The sequence below is a fragment of the Mycolicibacter sp. MU0102 genome, assembly GCF_963378105.1.
GTDB lineage: Bacteria > Actinomycetota > Actinomycetes > Mycobacteriales > Mycobacteriaceae > Mycobacterium > Mycobacterium holstebronense.
Genome location: NZ_OY726398.1, coordinates 1,335,919 through 1,356,247, shown reverse-complemented (window position 1 = coordinate 1,356,247; position 20,329 = coordinate 1,335,919). Strand labels below are relative to the sequence as shown.

Here is a 20,329-nt window from a genome sequence, read left to right as displayed (position 1 = left end):
TCAGGCGGTCAGGTCGATGCGGTGGGCATCGATGACGCTGCGATAGCGATCCGGGTCGCAGGTCAACACGATCACTTGGCCTTGCGAGCCGACCGCGTCGAACACCGAGCCCATCTTCGCCAGCCGGTCCGGGTCGGTGAAGCCGAGCGCGTCGTCGATCACCACCGGAACACTGTCCTCCTTAGCCACCAGCGCCGCCCCCGCCAGCCGGGTCAGGATGCCCAGCTGTTCCTTGGCGCCACCCGACAGCGACTCGTAGGGCACGGTGCGACCACCGAGTGTGCGGGCGCAGATCTTCAGGTCGGTGTCGACGTCCACTTCGAAGTCGGCGCCGAACACGTGAGCGCCCAGCCGCTGGATCTCGGCACGGAACGGCTCGACGTAGCGCCGGCGGGTGTCGTCGCGATGGCGGGTCATCGTCGACCGCAGCAACGCCGCCGCGCGTGCCCGGCGTCCGATCCGACCGTGTTCGGCCGCAGCGTGTTCCCGCGCGATCTGTGCCGCGTCGAGCTGACCCCGCCGCCCCTGGGTGCCGAACACGGCGAGCTCCACCTCTACCTCATGCAGCGCGCGCGAGGTCTCGGCGTGCCGGGCCCGCAAGTCCTGCGCCGCAGCCTGCGCTGCGGCGAGCTCCGCGTCGATCGCCTCGGGGGCGGCAGCGCCCAGCTGTTCGGTCAGCTGGGCCACCCGCTGCTCGGCGGTGCGCAATGCCTGCGAGTTGGACTCGGCGGCGGCCGCCAGCTCGTCGTCGCTGACCGTCGTCCGCTGTGCGGCGAGACGCTGGCTGACCGCCTCCAACTCACCGCGCTGCGCCGCAACCTTCTCGCGCAGCAACGTCAGCCGCGTGGCAGCTTCGGTGCGACGGGCGGCAGTCTCCGCAGCTGCACGGCGCAGGGCTTCGCCGTCGGTGGCGGCCTGTGCCCGCAGTGCCTCAGCCTGGTCACGATCGGCACGGGCCTGCTCCGGTGTGATCCCGGCGGGGATCTCGCCATGCTCGCCACGCAGGCGCGTCAGCCGCGCCCGCAGCGCCTCGATCTCCTCGTCACCGCGTAACGCTGCCAGCGCGGCGGCCAACTGGTCGCGACTGCCCTGCAGTTCCCGGCGCCGCTGGTCGGCGTGGCGCGCCTGCGTCAGATCAGGCACGCCGGCCGCCGCGAGGGCAGCGGCGAGTTCGGCCTGCGCCGCAACATGTTTGACGCTGGCCTCGCGTGCGCTGTCGCCCGGGCGCACAAGCACTCGCAGCAGGCCGGGCACGTCGACCTCGAGGCCGTCGGCGACGGTGGCCGACCAGCTCTGGCCGCCAGGCAGTGCCGCGGGTTCGCCGGCGATCACCAGATCGATGTCGGCGACCGCGGTGAGTTCCAGTGTCGCCGAGATCGCGGCCAGCGACGCCTCGCTCCGGTCGCAGGCCGCCGACGCTTCTTCGATACGGCGCAGGATCGGCTCGGTCACGACGATCTGCGTCAGCTCGGCCGTCACCTCGGCGAGCTGGCCTTCGGTGGCGTCAAGCCGGGCGAGCCGGTCAGCGAGCCGGTCTGCCTCGTCGCGTGCGGCGAGTTGATCGACCACGCGGCGGGCCGATGCGGCGCGCTCGGTGGCGGCGACCACGGCTTGTGCGGCGGCGGCCGCGGCGACGTCGGCCGCGGTGGCTTCGGTGTCGACGGCGCCCTGCACCTGGGCCGCGGCGTCGATCTCGGTGTCCAGCAGGCTGATCACGGCCGCCCGGGATTCGAGTTCGCCGCGCTGGCGGTGCCGCTCGGCGTGGGCGCTATCGGTCGCGGCACCGGTGGCTTTGGCCGCGGTGGCCACCAACTGTGCATCGCGAAGCTGGCCACGTAACTCGGCGATCGCGGCGCCGGCGGCCTGCGCCGCGCTGTGCCGGGCGTCCGCGGCGGCCTGCTCGTCGGTCAACCCTGCCAACTGTTCGGACAGCTCGGCGTGCCGGTGCACTCGATCGTCGACTTCGGCGAGCAGCTCGGCGCACCGCGTTACCTCGGCGTCGGCGTCGGCGAGCGCGGCAATGGCGCTGGACCACTCGCCGGTGGGACGCCCCGTCCCGGTGAAGTAGCGCGCGTACTCGGCATCGATTCGCTCGATGAGAACGGGCTCGGTTCCGCTGAGGGTTGCGGTGTCGCCGGCGGCGACGTCCAACGCCCGCGAGAGCGCATCGCAGCCGGACAAGTCGACCGCCGCCGTCGACGATGCCTGCAGCACCCGCTGGGCCTGCCAGAGGCCGGTGTCCATGGTCTGCTCCAGCATGGCGCGGACCCGGTCGTGTGCCTCATCGCCGGTGAGCTGCTCGCGGCGGGGCTCCAGGATCGTCAGTTGCGTCCGGGGCGCCTTGTGGAAGCGCTTGTGATAAACGAAACGGTAAGGGCCGGTGCTGATTTCCGCGGTGACCTCAGCGCCGACGTCAGCGTAGGTGGGCTTGACCTGTTTGACGTCCTTCTTGGCGGAGCGGTCCTTGGACTCCAGCAATAGGTCCAGCGCCTCGATCATAGAGGACTTGCCGATCTCGTTGGCGCCGGACACCACCACCACGCCGTGGTCGGGAAAGTCGATCTCTCGGTGCGCCACACCGCGGTAGTTGGTCAGAACCAGCCGGTGCAGTCTCATGCCACTCCCCGATCGACCAGGCGCAGCAGCAGCGCCAACGCGGCGTGGGCGTCATCGGCGGCACCGGTGTCGCCACCGCGCGCGGCGGCGACCAACTCCTCGACCGCGTCGGCGGCGAAACCGCCGATTCCAAGGTCGGAGAATTCACCGTCGGCGGGGACCACCACCAGGTGGGTATGACGCTTCCAGGTGCCCACCCATGCGAATAGCCTCGAATACCGGTCCAGGCAGACGTCGAGGGCGGCCCGGTCGGTGACGCTGAGCGACCCCGTCAGGGCCAGCTGCACCACCGTGCGTTCCTTATCCGGCAGCTGGTCGAGGTTGATGTCCAGATCGGTGACGTCGCGGCCGGTATCGAGCTGGCGGTGCAGGGTCAGGAAACGCCATCGGCCGATGTGGCGGGAGTCCACCCTCACGGCACCGTCGGCCTCGTCGATGTCGACCACCAGCACGTGGCCGGGATCGGACTCGATATCGTCGAAGTTGGTGACTTCCGGCGAACCGGAATACCAGATGCGGCCCGTGCCCCCGACCTTGGTGCGAGAGTGCTTGTCTCCCAGGGCGACGTAGTGGATCGCGCCGCGGCACAGGGCGTCCTGCAGGCCGGCCAGCCGAATCAGCGCCGGGTTGCCGGGGTCGGGGTCGAGTACGTCGACGCCGCCGTGGGCAACCAGGACCCGGATGGTGCCGTCGGCCGGCAGCCCGTCGAGTGCGGCGGCCGTCAGGTCGGTGGTGGGACGCTTGGAGCGCCACGGCGCAGCAACGATCTCCAGGCCGGGGCGCACCTGGTGCACACCGGCGGTGTCGAGCACGACCACATTGTCGGGGCACTCGGCGGTGAACAACGCGCTGGTGTACACCGACGCCGCGTCGAGCGGATCGTGGTTTCCGGGGAGCAGGTAGACCGGGATCCCGATGGTGCGCATGGCCTCCAGGGACTGACTGATGACCTCGGGGGCGAGCTGGTTGTCTTCGAACACATCCCCGGCGACGACCACGAACTCCGCGCCCGCCTCCGTCGCCAGTGCCCCCAGCCCGGCCACCGCGTCGCGTCGGGCCGCCGAGTAACGCGGCTGGGCATCGCCGGCCAGGAAGTGCCGGGTCATGCCGAGCTGCCAATCGGCGGTGTGCACGAATCGCATGTCGGTCCTGTCCCTTTCCGCCGGGCCGGCGGCCGGGCATCGCGAGTGTATGGCCGGTCACCGACAAGCCCGCGGACCTCGATCGGCAGGTCCCCAAGCCCGAACCGCGAGTCGTTCTCGTGCGTCACATTCGACACTTCAGCACCGTTGGAAGCACGAGGAGACGGTTCCGAATCGGATAGCGCGGACGATGTCGGACGCCCCTACTCTGGAGCGGGTGAGCACCTATCGCACCCTGATTCTGCTGCGGCACGCCAAGTCGGACTATCCGCCCGGGGCGGCCGACCACGAGCGTCCGTTGGCGCCGCGCGGAATCCGGGAGGCGGGGCTGGCCGGGGACTGGCTGCGCGCCCACGCGCCGGCCATCGATGCGGTGCTGTGCTCGACCGCCACCCGCACCCGGCAGACCTACGCGCAAACCGCGCTCACCGCGCCGGTGCGCTACGTCGACGACCTCTACGACGCGATGCCCGGAAACGTGATCGACACGATCAACACCGTGGCCGCCGACGTCGACACGCTGCTGGTGATAGGCCACGAGCCGGCGATGTCGAGCGTCGCACTGGGGCTGGCCGGCCACGGCACCGATGCAGCCATAGCTCAACAGATCTCGGAGAAGTACCCGACGTCGGGAATCGCCGTCCTCCATGTCCCCTGCGGCTGGGCGGATGTACAGCTTGGATCGGCCGCGCTGGTGGACTTCTGCGTGCCGCGGTAGGCCGTCGATTCTCGAAATCGGCTGATTGGAAACCGATGTCGGTCTAACATCGCCTGCTGGCGACCGAGCGATGAGCCAGTTCCGATGCGGTGACTGCGAACTCGATGCTGACGAATACAACTCGTGGAAGAGTTATTTGGCAACCACGAGAGTGCTGCTGACCATAACCACCAAAGGCCGACAAGCTGTGGAACACGCCGTGACCACGGGGCAGGTCGTATTGCCTTGCGCCGCATGACCGACCGCGGTCGCCGAGTCCGTGATGGACTCGACGACCGCGACTGACCCCTCGGTTCAAATGCCCGGCTGACCGTCGGCGCCGGTAGCTCCGGTGCCACCTGGCGTGCCGCCCGGGCTCCCCGCACCGCCGCCGGCTCCCCCTGTTCCGCCAGTCCCGGGGTCGCCGGGCTGACCAGCTGTGCCGCTACCGGTGGGAACACCGGCGTTGCCGGCGTTGCCGCCGGTCCCGCCGGCCCCACCGGTGCCCCCGTTGCCGCCGGTCCCGTCGGTGCCAGTGGCGCTGTCGCCACCGACGCCGCCCTTGCCGCCGACGCCACCAGTGCCACCCTTGCCACCGTTGCCGCCGTCGAGGCCGTTGCCGCTGGCATCGACTCGGCCGTTCCCGCCGGCCCCGCCGGTGCCACCCGTACCTCCGACACCGCCGCTACCGCCGGCACCACCGTGCCCGGCCGCCGCCGTACCGCCGGCACCACCGTCACCACCGTTGCCGCCGACGTAACCGGTCGCGCCGTTGCCGCCGGCCTCGCTCGGGAAGCTGCTGCCGATGGCCCCGGTGCCGCTCATGCCGCCGGTACCGCCGTTGCCGCCGTTGCCCGCATCGACGTTGCCGGACGCGTTGCCGCCGGCACCGCCGTTGCCGGCGTTACCGGCCGCATTGAACTGGCTCATACCTCCGGAACCGCCATTGCCGCCGTTGCCGGCGTGGCTCGTCAGGCCGGACGTGTTGGTGGGCATTGCCACGCCGCCGCTGGTGCCACCGGCCCCGCCGTTGCCACCGTTGCCGCCAGTCCCGGTGACGTTGGCCCCCAAACCGGTTAAGGCGCCGCCGCCCCCACCGCCGTTGCCGCCGTTACCGCCGATCGCGCTGCCATTGCCGCCGGCGCCGCCGTCGCCGCCGAGGCTGCCGTTGAGGCCTGTGGCGCCGCTGCCGCCGGTGCCGCCGTCACCGCCGTTACCGCCCTGGCCGATCATCCCGCCCGTGGTGGGTCCATTACCGCCGGCACCGCCGTCGCCGCCGAGTCCACCGCTTCGGCCATAGCCGCCGGTGCTGCCGCCACTGCCACCGGCACCGCCGTTGCCGCCCTTGCCGAAGACGGTGCCTGCCGTGAACTGCTCACCCGCGGTGTCCTTCCAGCCGCTGGCGTTGCCGCCGGCGCCACCGTTACCGCCGTTACCCGCGCCGACCGACGAGCCGCCGGCCCCACCGTTGCCGCCGGCGTACGAACCCGATCCACCGTTGCCGCCGTTGCCGCTGACGCCACCGAAGTTGCTTCCGCCGCCGGCACCGCCGGTCCCGCCCGTGGTCTTGAGAGATTGGTCGGCGGTGCCGTTCCCGCCATTGCCGCCGCTGCCGCCGTTGCCGCTGGCGCCGGCACCGGTCGACGTGCCGCCGGCCCCGCCGGCCCCACCGTTGCCGCCATTGCCGGCTGCGCCGTTACCGCCAGCACCGCCGTTGCCGCCGTTGCCGGCGTTGGCGACCGCGTCGCTGCTGATGCCGCCGCCCCGGCCACCGTCACCGCCGGCACCGCCGTTGATTCCGACGCCGCCGTTACCGCCGTCGCCGCCCGAACCACCGTCCACGCCCAGGCGCGGGTTGCCACCAGACGACGGTGCCCCATCTCCGCCCGAACCGCCCCTGCCGCCGTCGCCGAGATAGGTGCCGGTGCCGTCCTTGTAGCCGTCGCCGCCGTCGCCGCCGTTCCCGGAGATGCTGGACGCGCCCGCGTTGCCGGCGTGTCCGTAGAACGCAGAGCCGTAGACGCCGGCTGACGCCCGTGCCCCGGCCTCGCCGCCGAGGCCGCCGGTACCGGCGTAGCCGCCGTTGCCGCCGTTGCCGCCGTTGAGGTTCTCAGTCGTGCCCGCAGCGCCGTCACCGCCATTGCCCGCGGTTCCGCCGCGGCCACCGTCGCCGCCGCTGCCGAACATGTAGCCGCTGCGCCCGCCGGCACCGCCCCAGCCGGCGCTGCCGCCGCCTTGGCCTGCACCGGGACTGGTTGCCGCGCTCCAGGATCCGTTAGCGCCGTCAACCCCGTTGCCGCCGGCCCCGCCGACGCCACCGTTACCGAAGAACCAGGCCGCCGAGAAGCCGCCGTCACCACCATTGCCGCCCGCACTACCCGTGCCAAAAGACGTGGCGCCGATACCCTCGCCACCGGCGCCACCCGCGCCGCCGTTGCCCATGAAGATGCCGCCGGCTCCACCGTCGCCACCGTCCGCAGTGCCGAACCCGTCGCCGCCGGCGCCGCCGTTGCCGATCCATCCGATGGCATTCCCGCCGTTGCCGCCGCCGACTCCTGCCGTGTCGCTGTCCCAGCCGGCACCACCGTCACCGAACCACAGGCCACCCGCACCACCATCGGGGTTCTCCGCGGTGCCGGCCGCGCCGTCGCCGATCAGGTAGACCCCGGCCAGTTCGTTGATCCAGCCGTTGACCGTCGAGCCGAAGTCACTGTTGATCCACAGTTCCAGGCCGGTGTGCAGCGGGGTGTAGAACCACTGGTCGAGGATGCTGGCCATGTCGAAGGCCCCACCGGCCGCAGCACCGGGGTCCAGCGACGCCGACACACCCTCGGAGCCGGTGAGCCAGTCCAGTCCGTTGGCCCACCAATCCGAACCGCCAGCCTCAGGCGACGGGTCAAAGAACAGGTCGAACAGATTGTCCAGCCCGAAGTCATCGGCCTGGGCAGCCGGCGCACTCACCATCGGCGCCATCCCGAATGCCAGGAACGCGCCCACCGCGCTGCCGGCACCGATCACCCGCTTACCGCGATGGCCACTTCGGCTGCTGCTGTGCTGAGTCATGTGCGAACACCTCTCCTATGTGAAAGCAGTGCTATCGAGTAATTGGGATCTGGGGTCGAGTCACGGAGTCGAATCAGCTGAAGAGGCCGAAGAAGTCGCCCAGCCAGTCGGTGGACAGGCTCGCCCCAGGATCGACGTCGCTGATGTCGGGGGCCGGGACGTCCGGAACGTTGGGTAGGTCGATCCCGGCTCCGGGTGGAGTGACCACGACAGGCCCCTTGCCGTCCCAGCCGGAGCCAAGCAGCGCACCGACGGTCTGGTCCCAGGCCAGCCAGGCCCCGATCGGCCCGATCGCCTGACTGTTGATGCTCAGACTGCCGAGCAGGGGCACGCCGCCCAGGTCGAGGCCGATGCTGTTGAAGATCGAGCCACCCACTGCGGGAACCGAATCGACGACCTGCCCGCCGGTGCCCAGCACCTCATAGGGGCCGACGGCCACCGTGCCCGGGGTGAGCAACCCGCCGAACGCGATGTCGAGGTGTTCCATGCTCAGCCCCGGCGGGAAGAATCCGGCGTGGTTGATCAGTGGCAGCAATGAATCCAGGTTCAATGTCGCGCCGTTGAGGAACGCTCCGGACATGTTGGCCAGGGTGTCGGTGAAACTGTCGTTCGCTTCGATGCTGTTGATCAGCGCCACCCACGGGCTGATGCCCGGGCCGATCATGCCCATCAGCATCCCGCTCAGCGGTGACGACAGGAAGTTGACGATCGGTGTCACCATCGCGGGGTCGATACCGGCCGGCAGGAACTGCGGCAGCAGCGAGACCAGCCCGATGTGGCCGAGGAAGTCGCTGGCACCATCGCCCGCGCTGAGCATGTGGTTATGCACGGTCGCGATGGTTTCGTCGGACGCACCCCCCAGCGAGTAGCCGGTCAGCACCTTCTCCAGGTTGTCCTGCATCTGCGCCATGACACTGTTGAGCTTCGTGGGGTCGTCGAACACCTGCTGCCAGAAGTCGCCCTGGTTGGCCAGGAACTGCTGGAAGCTGACGTTCGGGGCCAGGTAGTAGTTCTGCATAAGCCGGGACACGTTGTCCGAGGTTTCGTTCCACACGTCCTGCCACGTCCCGAGCAGGCCGCCGACGATGCCGCCGTCGGCGATCAGCGCCACATCCCGGACGACCGAGAGTTCTGCCGCCGGGGTGGCCACCGGCGTGACCGCGATCAAGCCGCTCCCGACCATCGCGATGCCGGCGGTAACGTAGGGACGAAGAGTTTGCTGCACGACCGTCTCCTTATGTTGTGCTCCGCGTGTTGCGTAAGCCCGACACATCCCGACGGTCGCCCTGCCCGGCAACTGCCGACATGAACAAGGCGAAAATACTCCGCATTAACTTGCGATGTCCAGAGAAAAATAACGATTTCCTGATTTTGGCCTCTAAATCAGAGTGATGACAATCACATCTAGGACATATAATCCCTGCTAGATCCCCATTAGAATCCTGTGCGGCTAATAATTAGCGCCAATTTTCGACCCAGCAAAGCTACCCGCCGGTAACCATTTCCCCTGGTCGTCGGGGGCTAATCACCGCGCTATCGCCTATTGCACCCGCCGGACGCATGCCCATCTAGCTGGGCCTATCTACTGGAACGTCATACGATCCAAGTAGCTGCTGAGAAAGCAAACTCGCGGTCTGTTTGGAGGCCCACGTCGGCCAAGCGGCAACTCCCAGCGAAGCTTTCACGCCGACGCGCGCCCGCTTCGCGGTGCTGGAAGTTAGCTGGGATCGCAACGAAGCAGCCCGGCGGGTCCCTCCGCCACAGTCAGGTGGGCAGCAACCCCGTGTACTGCAGCTGGAACTCCGCGAGAAGTACATCAAGGATCAAATCTCTGCCCCGCTTATCGAAGAAGATGTTCACCTCGTCGATGAGGGTCAGCGACGGCGCGGGCTCTTTTCGTGTGATGAGCATCAGCGACGTCAAGTTGTCATGGTTGCGACAGCGGTACCGCATGCCGAACGCGGGCTTCGTCTTGAGCAGGATCTTCGTGCCGGTCTCGCGGGTCTGCGAATACTGGCTGACACCGCCGCACAGCAACGCGGTGTCCAGGTTGAGTTTGGTCGCAGCCGAGCCGTACACCGATGCCACCGTGACATCGCCGCCAAGACGCAATCGGACGAGCTTCTTGTTGACCAGCCAGGGTCGTCGCACCACACCCTCTTTGGAGATCGTCTGGTTGCGCAAGACACCCTCGGCGACCGCGCCGGCCAGTGTGTCGGCGACGTAGATGTATCCGCCGAGCCTGGGGTCGGCAGGCTCGAAACGGCCTTGCTTGGGATGGGCCAACGGCCGTGGGCTCATGTTGAACGAGTTCGCCGCATATGACGCATCGGCCGCCATGATCCGGTACAGCTCGGCGCCTTTGGGGACGGTCTCGACGTCAGCGGGGCGTCCGTTGTACCGATTGGTCGGCATCGCTCAATCCATGCCCTGTTGACCGAGTTGGATCGCGAGGTCCACCAGATCCTCAGTCAGTTCACCGCTTTCGACCATGTCGATCGGACGCCGATCATCAAGGCCCTGATCTGGGCTGTACCACCAGTCCAGCGTTCCCCACGGGTCTTCGTCGCATTCCAGCTGCCGGTTCGCATAGGCGACGATGGGGCGAATCTGCTGACGCGTCTGGTCAATCTGGAACTTGGGATATCGATATTGATTGCCGATCTTGACGCCCAGCAGTTCGTGGGCGCGGCGTCGGTCCTGCGCGATCGACCGATGCGACTTGCCGCTTGGCGACAAAATGGCGCTCACCGCCCCCGGACTGTAGGTCTCCTCCGGCTCGAACGGCAGCGTGTACTCCAGCGTTCCGGTGGCCGTCGGTAGCGTCACGCGCTCGCGTTGCGAAAGCCCTGCCGCTGCCCCGATTTCGCGGAGGATGCCGCGCTGCGCCTCGACGGCGGCGGCCAGCTGCGTAAGGAGTTCGACCGGCACCGGCGCCGCCTGTTCCACGTCCACCACAGCGGATTCCTCGGCTACTTCGCGCACCGAAGCGGGCTGCTCGACGGCCAGACCCCCAAGCCGAACCACCAAGGTGCCGTCCTCGAGCTCGACGGCCACGTCCTCCGGCGCATCGATCCCGGGCGGCAGTTCGAGCCGCAACACGGCTTCGCCGCCTCCCTCAGAGATCTTGGCCTCAGCGGTTTCGGCGTCGGGTCCCGTCGCCCGCTTTGACAGCGGGCCGAACACGATCCGCCACTCTCGGCGAGTGTGTCCTTGCAGCCCACCGCCGCCGGTGTCGGCCGTGCCGGAAATAGGCTCCACCGCCGCCTCCTCCACTTGCTCGGCGCCTGGAACATCCGCCGCTGCGGTCTTCACGTCGACGGGTCCAACCTCGATCCGATACTACGCTTACAACGTAATGTTCGCTATGCGTAGTAACCGTAGTATCGGGTCGTCGCAGGCTCAGATCATCGCCCGCAATGCCGGCGACGGTTCCACGCCCATGACCGTCAGCGCGCTGGAGTGATAGATAGTGCCCGGGGTCTGGATGGCGTGCCCCAGCCCGACGTGGGCGTCGCGCCAGAACCGTTGCAGCGGATTGTTCCGGCGTGCGGCGTTGCCCCCGGAGCGGGCGAAGATCGCATCGGCGGCGGCAACGGCCCGCCAGGCGCAGCGAATCTGGTTGCGCCGCACCAGTGAGCGATCTTCAAAGCTGATCTCCTTACCGGCGTCGGCGAGGTCGTACATTCTGCTGATGCCGTCCAGAAGCTGTACACGGGAGGCGGCGATCTCCGCGGCGGCCTCCGAGATCGCGTAGAGCACATACGGGTCGTCTTTGATTTTGGTGCCGGTGGCGGCCACCCGGTCGCGCTGATAGTCCAGATGCGCTGCCAGCGCGCCCTCGGTGATCCCGATGAGCGCGGCGGTGATCCCCAGCGGGAACATCGTCCAGAAAGGCAGTTTGTAGACCGTCTCGGTGCGCCCGGCCGCCTCGGCGGCGCTGGCACCGGAGGCGACATGGTCGAAGTCGATGGTGCGGTAGTCCGGGATGAAGGCGCCCTCGACAATGATGTCCTTGCTGCCGGTGCCCGACAGGCCGATGACGTCCCAGGAGTCCTCGACGATGGTGTAGTCGCCGCGCGGCAAAACGACGTGCAGCACTTTCGGCGGCCCACCCTCGCCTCCACCGACGCGCGCGCCCAGGAAGATCCAGCTGCAGTGATCGGTGCCCGAGGAGAAGTTCCACCGCCCACTCAACCGATAACCGCCCTCGACCGGGGTCGCAACACCTTGTGCGGCATAGGGGGACGCGATCCAGGTGTCGGGGTCCTCGGCCCAGATCTCGGCTTGCAGCCGGCGGTCCATCAGCGCCATCTCCCAGGGGTGCACTCCCCCGACGCCGCACACCCAGCCGGTGGAGCCGCAGTGCTTGGCCACCGCCATGACAGCCTCGGCGAAGTCGCGCGGGTGGGCCGCGTAGCCGCCGAAGTCGGTCGGCTGCAGCATCCGCATCACGCCGGCCTGGCGAATCAGCGCCACTGACTGCTCGGAGAGCTTGCCGAGCCGTTCGCTGTCGTCGGCGGTACCGGCCAGCTGGGCGGCGATCTGCTCGACCCGCTCGACAACTTCGTGCGCCATTACCGGTACCTCCTGATCTGGCGGAACCCACTGCGGGCTCCGTTGGTTTCAGTACCGTACCTCCGATTTGACCAAATGGTCAATCCATATGGTCAATCCATTTGTGCAACGGTTCTCACCTGGCTAACCTGCCTTCATGGGCAACCGTGAGGATCTGCTGGAGGGCGCCAAGCGCTGCCTCGTCGAACGGGGCTGGGCCAATACGACGGTGCGCGACATCGCCGCGGCGGCCGGTGTCAGCCATGCCGCCATCGGCTACCACTTCGGCAGCCGCGAGCGACTTCTGGTGCAGGCCCTCTTCGAAGAGCTCGACGAGCTCGACGCCCGCATGTCCCCCGACGGGCAGCACGCCACGGCAGTGGAGCGATGGCAGGCGGTGCTGGAGTCCTTTACCACCGACAAGGCACTGTGGACATCGCATCTGGAAGCGATCGTGCAAGCCCAACGCAACGACGAACTGCGTGCACGTCTCGCCGAAGGCCAACAACGCGCGCGGGCCGAGATGGGCGGCTCGGTCGCTCTGGCAGTGGTGCTGGGCATGATGATTCAGTCACTGATCGATCCCGAGAGCGCGCCGACGGCGGATGAAGCGGTAGCGGAGCTACGTGAGTTGGCCGGTGGAGGGCATGCGGCGCAATAGCCGTCCCCGTCCGCGGCGGGACGCCCACGGCGCCCCTCCCCGCCTCAGCGAGCGGCTTTCAGCCCCTTGCGGCGCCCATTCGTGCTGAGCGAGTCGTTGATCCGCCGACAGCTGTCGACTAGATTGACCATTTGCTCGTGCTTGAGCTGGTTGAGGTAGTGCACGCGAATGCCCTGCGCGTAGGTCTCCATCACGGCGTGCAGGCGTGTGTGCCCCGCACTGGTTATCCGGGGCAGAATGCCGCGCGGGTCCCCTGGGCTGGGGCTGCGGGTGATCCAGCCGTGGCCTTCCAACCGGCGGATCTGGGTGGACAACTGCCCCTGCGTCACACCAAGCGTCTCCGCCAGCACACACAGCCGGTGTTCCCGTCGCCTGGGCCTGCTCAACAGCTCCAAAAGCAGGACGTCACGTATCGAGAGATCATGTGCGGCCTTGAGGCAAACATTCACTGCGTCAACGACACTCAGCGAGCAGGCCAGAAACTGTTGCCAGCAGTTCTGCTCGATTCCATCGAGCCCAGGGAGCCAGGCTATCGCCTGGAGTTCATGCATCTCGTCCACGGCGCGCGATGTTATCGAAGGATGCGCCGCAGAAACGGAGAACACGTGTCAGTTCAAGCATCTGGCCACGGATTCGTCCCGGCGAGAATGGCGTTCGGCAAAGACCAGACCCGCACAACAGCCCAGGTCAACTAGATATTCCGAGCCTCCTTAGAAAACCGTCACGACGAACTAATTCGTTCAAACGGAAACTACTCAGTTTCGTTCGACCGGAAACTAACCGGTTGGACGGCGCGACAATAAGAAACACGGAGTTCGTCCCGGCCGAAAATGCGCCATACACAGCTAGTCGTGTGAATACGTTCGGAGACCAAGAACGTCCAGCAACGCGCCGACGGACTAGAACCAGCAGTTCAGCGAGATACCCTGGCCCGCAAGAGAAAACGGTGACTTTAAACCACTTGATTCAAGACGAAACCACCAGAATCGCCGAAGCGACAGGCAGCGTCAGGAGTTCGTGGCGAGCGTCAGTTCCATCAATTTGAGCGCCTGCTCGCACGCGTCGATCCCGGGTGCCTGCGGGTTGACCCACCAGCCGACCACACCGGCGGCGTCGCTGGCGACCCCGCAGGAGCCGTTGGGGTCGGCCGGACGCATCACGATCGAGGGCACGCCCACGATGGTCTTGGGCTCGATCTGGTATTTCAGGAACTCGGCGACCTTGCGTTCGTTGTCCAGGCTGCCCTGCTCGAACCAGAACCGGGTGATGTCGATCAGCCCGGCCGGGTTGGCCGCCTGCCAGCGGCAAATGGCGCCGACGAAGGTGCTCTGGATGTCGAGCGGGTCCGCTCCCACCGTCTTAGCCAAGATGTCGGTGGTCAGCACCTCGCACTCCTTGAGCAGGTTCGGGTACTGCCGCTCGGAGTTGTTGTTGCGCTTGGTGTCGCCCGCGCCGGCCTTGACGGCGGTGCCGCCCACCTCACGGGAGCAACCCGTCAAGCTGGTCAACACTGCCAACACCGCGACCGCACCGGCCAGAACCCGGCGGCTCACTTCGAGTTCGCAATCGACTGGCGAGTCAGCTCTTTGGCGACGTCGCACGGATCCGGGAACGGCTTCTGAGCGAAGCTCACCGACCACTCGATGAAGTCATCTTTGAATTGAATGCCGACCTCGCACAGGTTGTCGCCCATCGTCGGGGCGGTGCCGATCGCGATGAAACCGCTGTGGCCGTCGATGTTGATGTCTTCCACCGAAGTCCGCGAGACCTCCTCGGTCTTACGCTCGCGACCGATGGGGCTCCCGCGATACCAGGAGAAGGAAAAGTGCGGGCCCATGATCCCGCCGCGCAGCAGCCACTGGCAGCCCACCGAGTTCTGTGCGGTGCCCACCACCCCCGCCACCCTGGTCAGGTTGGCGATCGTCTCGTCACTGATGCCACCGCACTGCGGGAATGACGGTCCGTGATTGCTCTGCTCGGCCGTCGGCGACGCAGACTGGCTGCCACCCTGAGCCTCTGGCGAGTCGGAGTCAGAACATCCGCCGACCATCGGAATCAGAGCAGCGGCCGCCAGGGCCGGGACCGTCAGTTTGAGCCGCACACGATGCACTGTAGCGGCACCGCCGCCCGTCAACCACGACACAGCGGTGACCAGTCGGTTTGTGTCGCCGCGTATCGCCACAGCAACGCCGCGATCGCACGGGTATGCGACAGTAGCCCCATGCTTCTGGCGCTGCTGCGCTGCTACCTCAGGCCCTACCGCTGGCCGGTCGCGGCGGTGATGGGCCTGCAACTGATCAGCACGCTGGCTTCGCTGTACCTGCCGACCGTCAACGCCACGATCATCGACGACGGCGTGGTCCGCGGGGACACCGCGATCATCGTCCGGCTGGGCGCGGTGATGCTCGGCGTCACCGGCCTGCAGATGCTGTGCGCCATCGCCGCTGTCTACTTCGGCGCTCGCACCGGGACAGGCTTCGGACGGGATCTGCGCCGGGCGGTGTTCGCTCAGGTGATCCGGTTCTCCGAACGCGAAACCACTCGGTTCGGGGCGCCAACCCTGTTGACCCGCACCACCAACGACGTCCGCCAGATCCAGCTCATCGTGCAGCTGGGCGCCAGCACGCTGGTCACCGCGCCGATCATGAGCATCGGCGGGGTACTGATGGCGGTGCACCAAGACGCGGGACTGGCCTGGCTGCTGGCCGTCAGCGTGCCGGTATTGGCGCTGGCCAACTACCTGATCGTGTCGCGGATGCTGCCGCTGTTTCGGCGCATGCAGATGCTGATCGACAACATCAACCGAGTACTGCGCGACCAGCTCACCGGCATCCGGGTGATCCGCGCCTTCGCCCGCGAGCCTGTCGAGCGAGACCGGTTCGCCCAGGCCAACACGGCGCTGTCGGACGCCTCGCTGACGGTCGGGAACCTGCAGGTGCTGATGCTGCCGACCACCACGCTGATCATCAACGCCTCCAGCGTCGCGCTGATCTGGTTCGGCGCGTTGCGCATCGATGCCGGACAGATGCAGGTCGGGTCGCTGATCGCCTTCCTCTCCTACTTCATGCAGATCCTGATGGCCGTGCTGATGGCCACCATGGTGCTGGCGATCGTGCCGCGCGCCGCGGTCTGCGCCGAACGGATCACCGCGGTGCTGTCCACCGAGCCGACCATAAGCCCCCCGACCCAGCCGGTGTCACCGTCCTCGCGCAGCGGGGAGATCCGGCTGCACGGTGTCGGCTTCAGCTACCCCGGCGCCGACCGATCGGTGCTTTCCGACGTGTCTTTGACCGCGCTGCCCGGCACCACCACCGCCGTAGTCGGCTCCACCGGATCGGGCAAGTCCACCCTGGTGTCGCTGATCTGCCGGTTGCGCGACGTGACCGATGGCGCGGTGCTCATCGACGGCGTGGACGTGCGCGACCGCGACCCCGAGGCGCTGTGGTCGGGCATCGGGCTGGTACCCCAGCGCGGTTACCTGTTCTCCGGCACCGTCGCCGACAACCTGCGCTACGGCGCCCCGGCGGGGGCAACCGTCAGCGACGAGCAGATGTGGGCGGCACTGCGGGTGGCCGCCGCCGACGACTTCGTGGCGGCCCACGCTGACGGCCTGGCGATGCCGGTGGCCCAGGGCGGGATCAACCTATCCGGCGGGCAGCGTCAACGGCTCGCGATCGCCCGGGCGGTGATCCGGCGACCCTCGATCTACCTGTTCGACGACGCGTTCTCGGCCCTGGACACCCGCACCGACGCCCAGGTGCGCGCAGCCCTGCGCGAGGTGGCCGTCGACGCGACGGTGATCATCGTGGCGCAGCGGATCTCGACCGTCACCCAGGCCGATCAGGTGATCGTCCTCGACGACGGCCGGGTGGTCGGCACCGGAACCCACCGCGAGCTGCTGGCCGACTGCCCCACCTACGCCGAGTTCGCCGAATCCCAGTCGGTGGCTGCCGGGGTCGGTGGCCAGTGACCGCACCCGTGGCGACTCCGACGGTACGGGCCGCGAACTTCTGGCCGACCGCGCTACGCCTGGCGCGCCGGATGGGCCCGCAGCGCCGATTGGTCGCGGCAGTCATCAGCCTGTCGCTGGGCGGTATCGCGCTCGGTGTGGCCGGACCGCGAATCCTCGGTCATGCCACCGATCTGGTGTTCAACGGCATCATCGGCCGCGGCCTGCCGACGGGAATCACCAAGCAGCAGGCGATCGAGGAAGCCAACGCCGCCGGCCGGGGCACCTACGCCGAGATGCTGTCGCGAATGGATGTCATTCCGGGCGTCGGTATCGACTTCGCCGCGGTGGCACGCACTCTGATGCTGGCGATGGCTCTGTATCTGGTTGCGGCGCTGATGGTCTGGACGCAGGCACGATTGCTCAACGTGATACTGCAGCGCACCATGCGGGCGCTGCGCCGCGACGTCGAGGACAAGCTGCACCGGCTTCCCTTGCGCTACTTCGACACGCAACGGCGCGGGGAACTCTTGAGCCGAGTCACCAATGACGTCGACAACACCGCGACATCGGTGTCGATGACGGTCAGTCAACTGTTCTCCTCGGTACTGACCGTGCTGGTGGTACTGGCCATGATGCTGTCCATCTCGCCGCTGCTGGCCCTGATCACCGTGGCCGGAGTCCCGCTGACATTGCTGGCGGTACGGTCAATCACCCGGCGCTCACAACGGCTGTTCGCCGCTCAGTGGGCAGCCACCGGGCAGCTCAATGCCCATCTGGAGGAGACCTACAGCGGCTTCACCCTGGTGCGGACCTTCGGCCACCGCGACTGGGCACAGCGACGGTTCGACGACTGCAACGACGAGTTGTACCGGGCCGGGTTCGGCGCCCAATTCTTCTCCGGGCTGATCGCACCGGCGACCGGACTGATCGCCAACCTCGGCTACGTCGCGGTCGCGGTCATCGGCGGAATCCAGGTAGCCACCGGACAGATCACCCTGGGCAGCATCCAGGCATTTATCGCCTATGTCCGCCAGTTCAACCAACCGCTGGGCAACCTGGCCTCGATGTTCAATGCCCTGCAGTCCGGTGCCGCTAGCGCCGAGCGGGTGTTTGCCTTCCTCGACGAGGCCGAAGAGCCCCCGGCCCCGTCGACGCCGCTGTGGCGCCCCGACTCCGAACCGCGCGGCGCGGCACCGCGCGGCCGGGTGGAGTTCCGCGACGTCAGCTTCGGCTACCGGCCCGGCGTGCCGGTGATCGAGGACCTGTCGCTGAGCGTGGCAGCGGGCGCCGTGGTGGCGATCGTCGGCCCGACCGGGGCCGGCAAGACCACCCTGGTCAACCTGTTGATGCGGTTCTACGACGTGGACCGTGGACAGATCCTGATCGACGGCGTGGACATCACGGACGTGGACCGCTGCGCACTACGTTCCTCGATCGGCATGGTGCTGCAGGACACCTGGCTGTTCACCGGAACGATCGCCGAGAACATCGGCTACGGCCGGCCCGGCGCCACCGAGGACGAAATCATCCAGGCGGCCCGCGCCGCGCATGTCGACCCTTTCGTGCGGACCTTGCCGGACGGCTACGGCACCCGGGTCAACGACGACGGCGGGGCCATCAGCGCCGGCGAGAAGCAGCTGATCACCATCGCCCGGGCATTCCTGGCCCAGCCGCAACTGCTCATCCTCGACGAGGCCACCAGTTCGGTGGACACCCGCACCGAACTGCTGATCCAGCGAGCGATGCGAGAGCTGCGCCGGGGACGCACCAGTTTCATTATCGCCCACCGGCTTTCGACGATCCGCGACGCGGACCTGATCCTGGTGATGCAGGCCGGCCAGATCGTCGAGCAGGGCACCCACGCCGAGCTGCTGGCCCGCCGCGGGGCCTACTGGGCGATGGCCGAGGGCAGCTGACCAGGCTACGGCGCGTCGTCGTCTTCACTTTCCCGCAGCAGCCTCTCGGGATGGTGGTAGTGGTTGGTTCGGGGTTGGCCGTGGTCTAGGTGGGGCGGGGGCAGGGTTTGGGTGGTGCCGTCGCGGCGCTTACGGGTTTTCCAGCCGCCGGTGGTGATGAGTTGGTGGTGGGGGCCGCAGCGCAAGGTGAGGTCGGTGATGTCCGTACGACCTGTTTTGGCGTAGTCGTCGTCGTGATGCACTTCGCACAGGTAGCCGGACACCGGGCAGTTGGGGTGGCTGCAGCCGCGTTCTTTGGCGTAGAGCACGATGCGCTGCGCAGGTGAGGCCAACCTCTTGGTATGGAACAGGGCAAGTTCTTTGGCACCCTGGTAGATCCGCAGGTAGTGGTGCGCATGCGACGCCATAGCGATCACGTCGCGCATGGGGAGCCAGCTACCGCCGCCGGTGTGGGCTTTTCCGGTGCTGGCTTCCAGGTCGGCCAGGGTGGTGGAGACGATGATGGTGGCCGGTAATCCGTTGTGCTGGCCTAATTCTCCGGAGGCGAGCAGGGCCCGGCCCATCGCGGTGAGTGCGTCGTGGTTGCGTTGGGAGGCACTGCGGGTGTCGGCGTCGATCGCGGTTTGAGAAGGGGAGCCCCCGGTGCAGGGAATGGGGTCGTTGGGGTTGCACATTCCGGGGGCCGCCCAACGGGCCAGCACCGCATCCCAGGTGGCGCGGGCCTGCGGGTCCAGGTAGCCCTTGATGGGGGTCATGCCGTCGCGGTCTTGGGGTCCGAGCACGATCCCGCGTCGTTTGGCGCGATCGTCGTCGGAGTAGTTGCCGTCGGGATGCAGGTGATCGGCCAAGCGTTGGGCAAGTTTGGCGAGTTCATCGGGACGACATCCGGCGCCCAATTCGGTGAGGTGCTGTTCGGCCTGGGCCAGAGTTCCGGGGTCAATGTGGCCGGGCAGGTACGTGAAGAACGAGCGGATCACCGCGATGTGGGCGGGGCCGATGCTCCCGGCGCGTTGGCCGGCGGCCACCGCGGGCAGCGCCGGCTCCAACGGTTCACCGGTCAGGGTGCGACGGGCACCGAGCTCGGCGGCTTCGGTAATGCGGCGCCCAGCCTCTCCCCGGGGGATGTGCAGTTCGTCGGCGAGCACCCAGCGGGGTTTACCGCCGATCTCGGCGGGGTCAGTGGCGGCGAGCCGATTGACCATCGGATGTTCCACCGCCGGAAGCCGCCGCCGCAGCCGTTCGCAGCGCCCCAACAGGGTCAGGCATTCCCGCGGGGTCAGCGCATCGAAGTCTAAATTCAGCGCCCGATCCAGGTCAGCTGACAGAGCGTCGAAGACTTCGGCAACCTCTTCGCGGCCATTCGAACGCATGTGCTAATGGTAACTCCGACCCCCGACAGGTCTCGGAACTCATCCACCGCCAAAACTGCTGTGACACATGTGAATGCAGTGACAATCCGGAGGGAGAATCCGGCGTAATCCCCATTGCCGACGGGTGGCCGCAAGCGTAGATTCGACTGCGAAGCAGGCTCGGACATGACCGTAATCCGAAGAGCTGGACAAGAGGGTGAAAGCCAGCCGCGCTGGAAGTGTAGACGCTCCCAATGTCAGTCCGGGCCTGCCCTAATTTTCCGGTGGCGGTGCAAACCGGAACCATATGAATAGTTGCCCGGCTTTGAGCGATAAGTCTCAACGCGTTGCGGCGCGTATTACGCACCCGCGTGAG

The 20,329-nt window shown here is 67.5% G+C and carries 15 protein-coding genes; 4 read left to right on the top strand and 11 right to left on the bottom strand.

Annotation, left to right across the window (positions count from 1 at the left end):
* Together RCP37_RS06395 and RCP37_RS06390 are read right to left on the bottom strand one after the other, a co-directional pair.
* Positions 1-2,616 carry an AAA family ATPase gene (locus tag RCP37_RS06395; protein WP_308486104.1) on the bottom strand — a complete coding sequence of 872 codons (2,616 nt, stop codon included), beginning with the start codon at positions 2,614-2,616 and terminating at the stop codon, positions 1-3.
* The gene (locus RCP37_RS06390) at positions 2,613-3,758 is read right to left on the bottom strand and encodes a metallophosphoesterase family protein (protein WP_308486103.1); all 1,146 of its coding nucleotides are present in this window, start codon (positions 3,756-3,758) and stop codon (positions 2,613-2,615) included. Before RCP37_RS06390 ends, RCP37_RS06395 begins: the two co-directional genes overlap by 4 nt.
* A 217-nt stretch (positions 3,759-3,975) precedes the next feature.
* On the opposite strand from RCP37_RS06390, the gene RCP37_RS06385 reads away from it, so the two are divergent.
* Complete coding sequence (locus RCP37_RS06385; RefSeq protein ID WP_308486102.1) at positions 3,976-4,476, top strand: SixA phosphatase family protein; 501 nt, start codon at positions 3,976-3,978, stop codon at positions 4,474-4,476.
* A gap of 294 nt (positions 4,477-4,770) precedes the next feature.
* Here RCP37_RS06385 and RCP37_RS06380 read toward each other — a convergent pair whose 3' ends face one another.
* The 5 genes from RCP37_RS06380 to RCP37_RS06360 form a co-directional block, all read right to left on the bottom strand.
* Positions 4,771-7,518, bottom strand: coding sequence for a PGRS repeat-containing protein (locus tag RCP37_RS06380; RefSeq protein ID WP_308486101.1), 2,748 nt, complete (start codon positions 7,516-7,518; stop codon positions 4,771-4,773).
* Between the two features lie 73 nt (positions 7,519-7,591).
* A complete protein-coding gene (gene gjpA, locus RCP37_RS06375; protein WP_308486100.1) occupies positions 7,592-8,743 on the bottom strand; it encodes an outer membrane porin GjpA in 1,152 nt (383 codons plus the stop codon).
* Between the two features lie 539 nt (positions 8,744-9,282).
* On the bottom strand, positions 9,283-9,933 hold the full coding sequence (locus tag RCP37_RS06370) for an RES family NAD+ phosphorylase (RefSeq protein ID WP_308486099.1): 651 nt from the start codon (positions 9,931-9,933) through the stop codon (positions 9,283-9,285).
* Positions 9,934-9,936: 3 nt separating this feature from the next.
* On the bottom strand, positions 9,937-10,833 hold the full coding sequence (locus tag RCP37_RS06365) for an Hsp20/alpha crystallin family protein (protein WP_308486098.1): 897 nt from the start codon (positions 10,831-10,833) through the stop codon (positions 9,937-9,939).
* An 87-nt stretch (positions 10,834-10,920) separates the two neighbouring features.
* A complete protein-coding gene (locus RCP37_RS06360) occupies positions 10,921-12,096 on the bottom strand; it encodes an acyl-CoA dehydrogenase family protein (RefSeq protein WP_308486097.1) in 1,176 nt (391 codons plus the stop codon).
* Positions 12,097-12,232: 136 nt separating this feature from the next.
* Between RCP37_RS06360 and RCP37_RS06355 the strand changes: the two genes are divergently transcribed.
* Positions 12,233-12,736 (top strand): TetR family transcriptional regulator, encoded by a 504-nt coding sequence (locus RCP37_RS06355; protein WP_308486096.1) that lies wholly within the window; start codon positions 12,233-12,235, stop codon positions 12,734-12,736.
* A 44-nt stretch (positions 12,737-12,780) separates the two neighbouring features.
* On the opposite strand, the gene RCP37_RS06350 is transcribed toward RCP37_RS06355, so the two are convergent.
* The 3 genes from RCP37_RS06350 to RCP37_RS06340 form a co-directional block, all read right to left on the bottom strand.
* The gene (locus tag RCP37_RS06350; protein WP_308486967.1) at positions 12,781-13,287 is read right to left on the bottom strand and encodes a MarR family winged helix-turn-helix transcriptional regulator; all 507 of its coding nucleotides are present in this window, start codon (positions 13,285-13,287) and stop codon (positions 12,781-12,783) included.
* Positions 13,288-13,743: 456 nt separating this feature from the next.
* The gene (locus tag RCP37_RS06345) at positions 13,744-14,289 is read right to left on the bottom strand and encodes a DUF3558 domain-containing protein (RefSeq protein ID WP_308486095.1); all 546 of its coding nucleotides are present in this window, start codon (positions 14,287-14,289) and stop codon (positions 13,744-13,746) included.
* On the bottom strand, positions 14,286-14,786 hold the full coding sequence (locus RCP37_RS06340) for a DUF3558 domain-containing protein (protein ID WP_308486966.1): 501 nt from the start codon (positions 14,784-14,786) through the stop codon (positions 14,286-14,288). Before RCP37_RS06340 ends, RCP37_RS06345 begins: the two co-directional genes overlap by 4 nt.
* A 171-nt stretch (positions 14,787-14,957) precedes the next feature.
* Here RCP37_RS06340 and RCP37_RS06335 point away from each other — a divergent pair, with 171 nt between their 5' ends.
* Positions 14,958-16,706 carry an ABC transporter ATP-binding protein gene (locus RCP37_RS06335; RefSeq protein WP_308486094.1) on the top strand — a complete coding sequence of 583 codons (1,749 nt, stop codon included), beginning with the start codon at positions 14,958-14,960 and terminating at the stop codon, positions 16,704-16,706.
* Positions 16,703-18,604 carry an ABC transporter ATP-binding protein gene (locus tag RCP37_RS06330; protein ID WP_308486093.1) on the top strand — a complete coding sequence of 634 codons (1,902 nt, stop codon included), beginning with the start codon at positions 16,703-16,705 and terminating at the stop codon, positions 18,602-18,604. The genes RCP37_RS06335 and RCP37_RS06330 overlap by 4 nt, the downstream gene beginning before the upstream one ends.
* Positions 18,605-18,609: 5 nt before the next feature.
* Here the strand turns inward: RCP37_RS06330 and RCP37_RS06325 are convergent, their stop codons facing one another.
* Complete coding sequence (locus RCP37_RS06325) at positions 18,610-19,974, bottom strand: HNH endonuclease signature motif containing protein (protein WP_308486092.1); 1,365 nt, start codon at positions 19,972-19,974, stop codon at positions 18,610-18,612.
* Positions 19,975-20,329 lie beyond the last annotated feature (355 nt).

Coding starts and splice junctions, on each gene's coding strand:
- RCP37_RS06395 (WP_308486104.1), bottom strand. CDS start 2,616: ATGAGACTGCACCGGCTGGTTCTGACCAACTACCGCGGTGTGGCGCAC.
- RCP37_RS06390 (WP_308486103.1), bottom strand. CDS start 3,758: ATGCGATTCGTGCACACCGCCGATTGGCAGCTCGGCATGACCCGGCAC.
- RCP37_RS06380 (WP_308486101.1), bottom strand. CDS start 7,518: ATGACTCAGCACAGCAGCAGCCGAAGTGGCCATCGCGGTAAGCGGGTG.
- RCP37_RS06370 (WP_308486099.1), bottom strand. CDS start 9,933: ATGCCGACCAATCGGTACAACGGACGCCCCGCTGACGTCGAGACCGTC.
- RCP37_RS06360 (WP_308486097.1), bottom strand. CDS start 12,096: ATGGCGCACGAAGTTGTCGAGCGGGTCGAGCAGATCGCCGCCCAGCTG.
- RCP37_RS06355 (WP_308486096.1), top strand. CDS start 12,233: ATGGGCAACCGTGAGGATCTGCTGGAGGGCGCCAAGCGCTGCCTCGTC.
- RCP37_RS06350 (WP_308486967.1), bottom strand. CDS start 13,287: ATGCATGAACTCCAGGCGATAGCCTGGCTCCCTGGGCTCGATGGAATC.
- RCP37_RS06340 (WP_308486966.1), bottom strand. CDS start 14,786: ATGGTCGGCGGATGTTCTGACTCCGACTCGCCAGAGGCTCAGGGTGGC.
- RCP37_RS06335 (WP_308486094.1), top strand. CDS start 14,958: ATGCTTCTGGCGCTGCTGCGCTGCTACCTCAGGCCCTACCGCTGGCCG.
- RCP37_RS06325 (WP_308486092.1), bottom strand. CDS start 19,974: ATGCGTTCGAATGGCCGCGAAGAGGTTGCCGAAGTCTTCGACGCTCTG.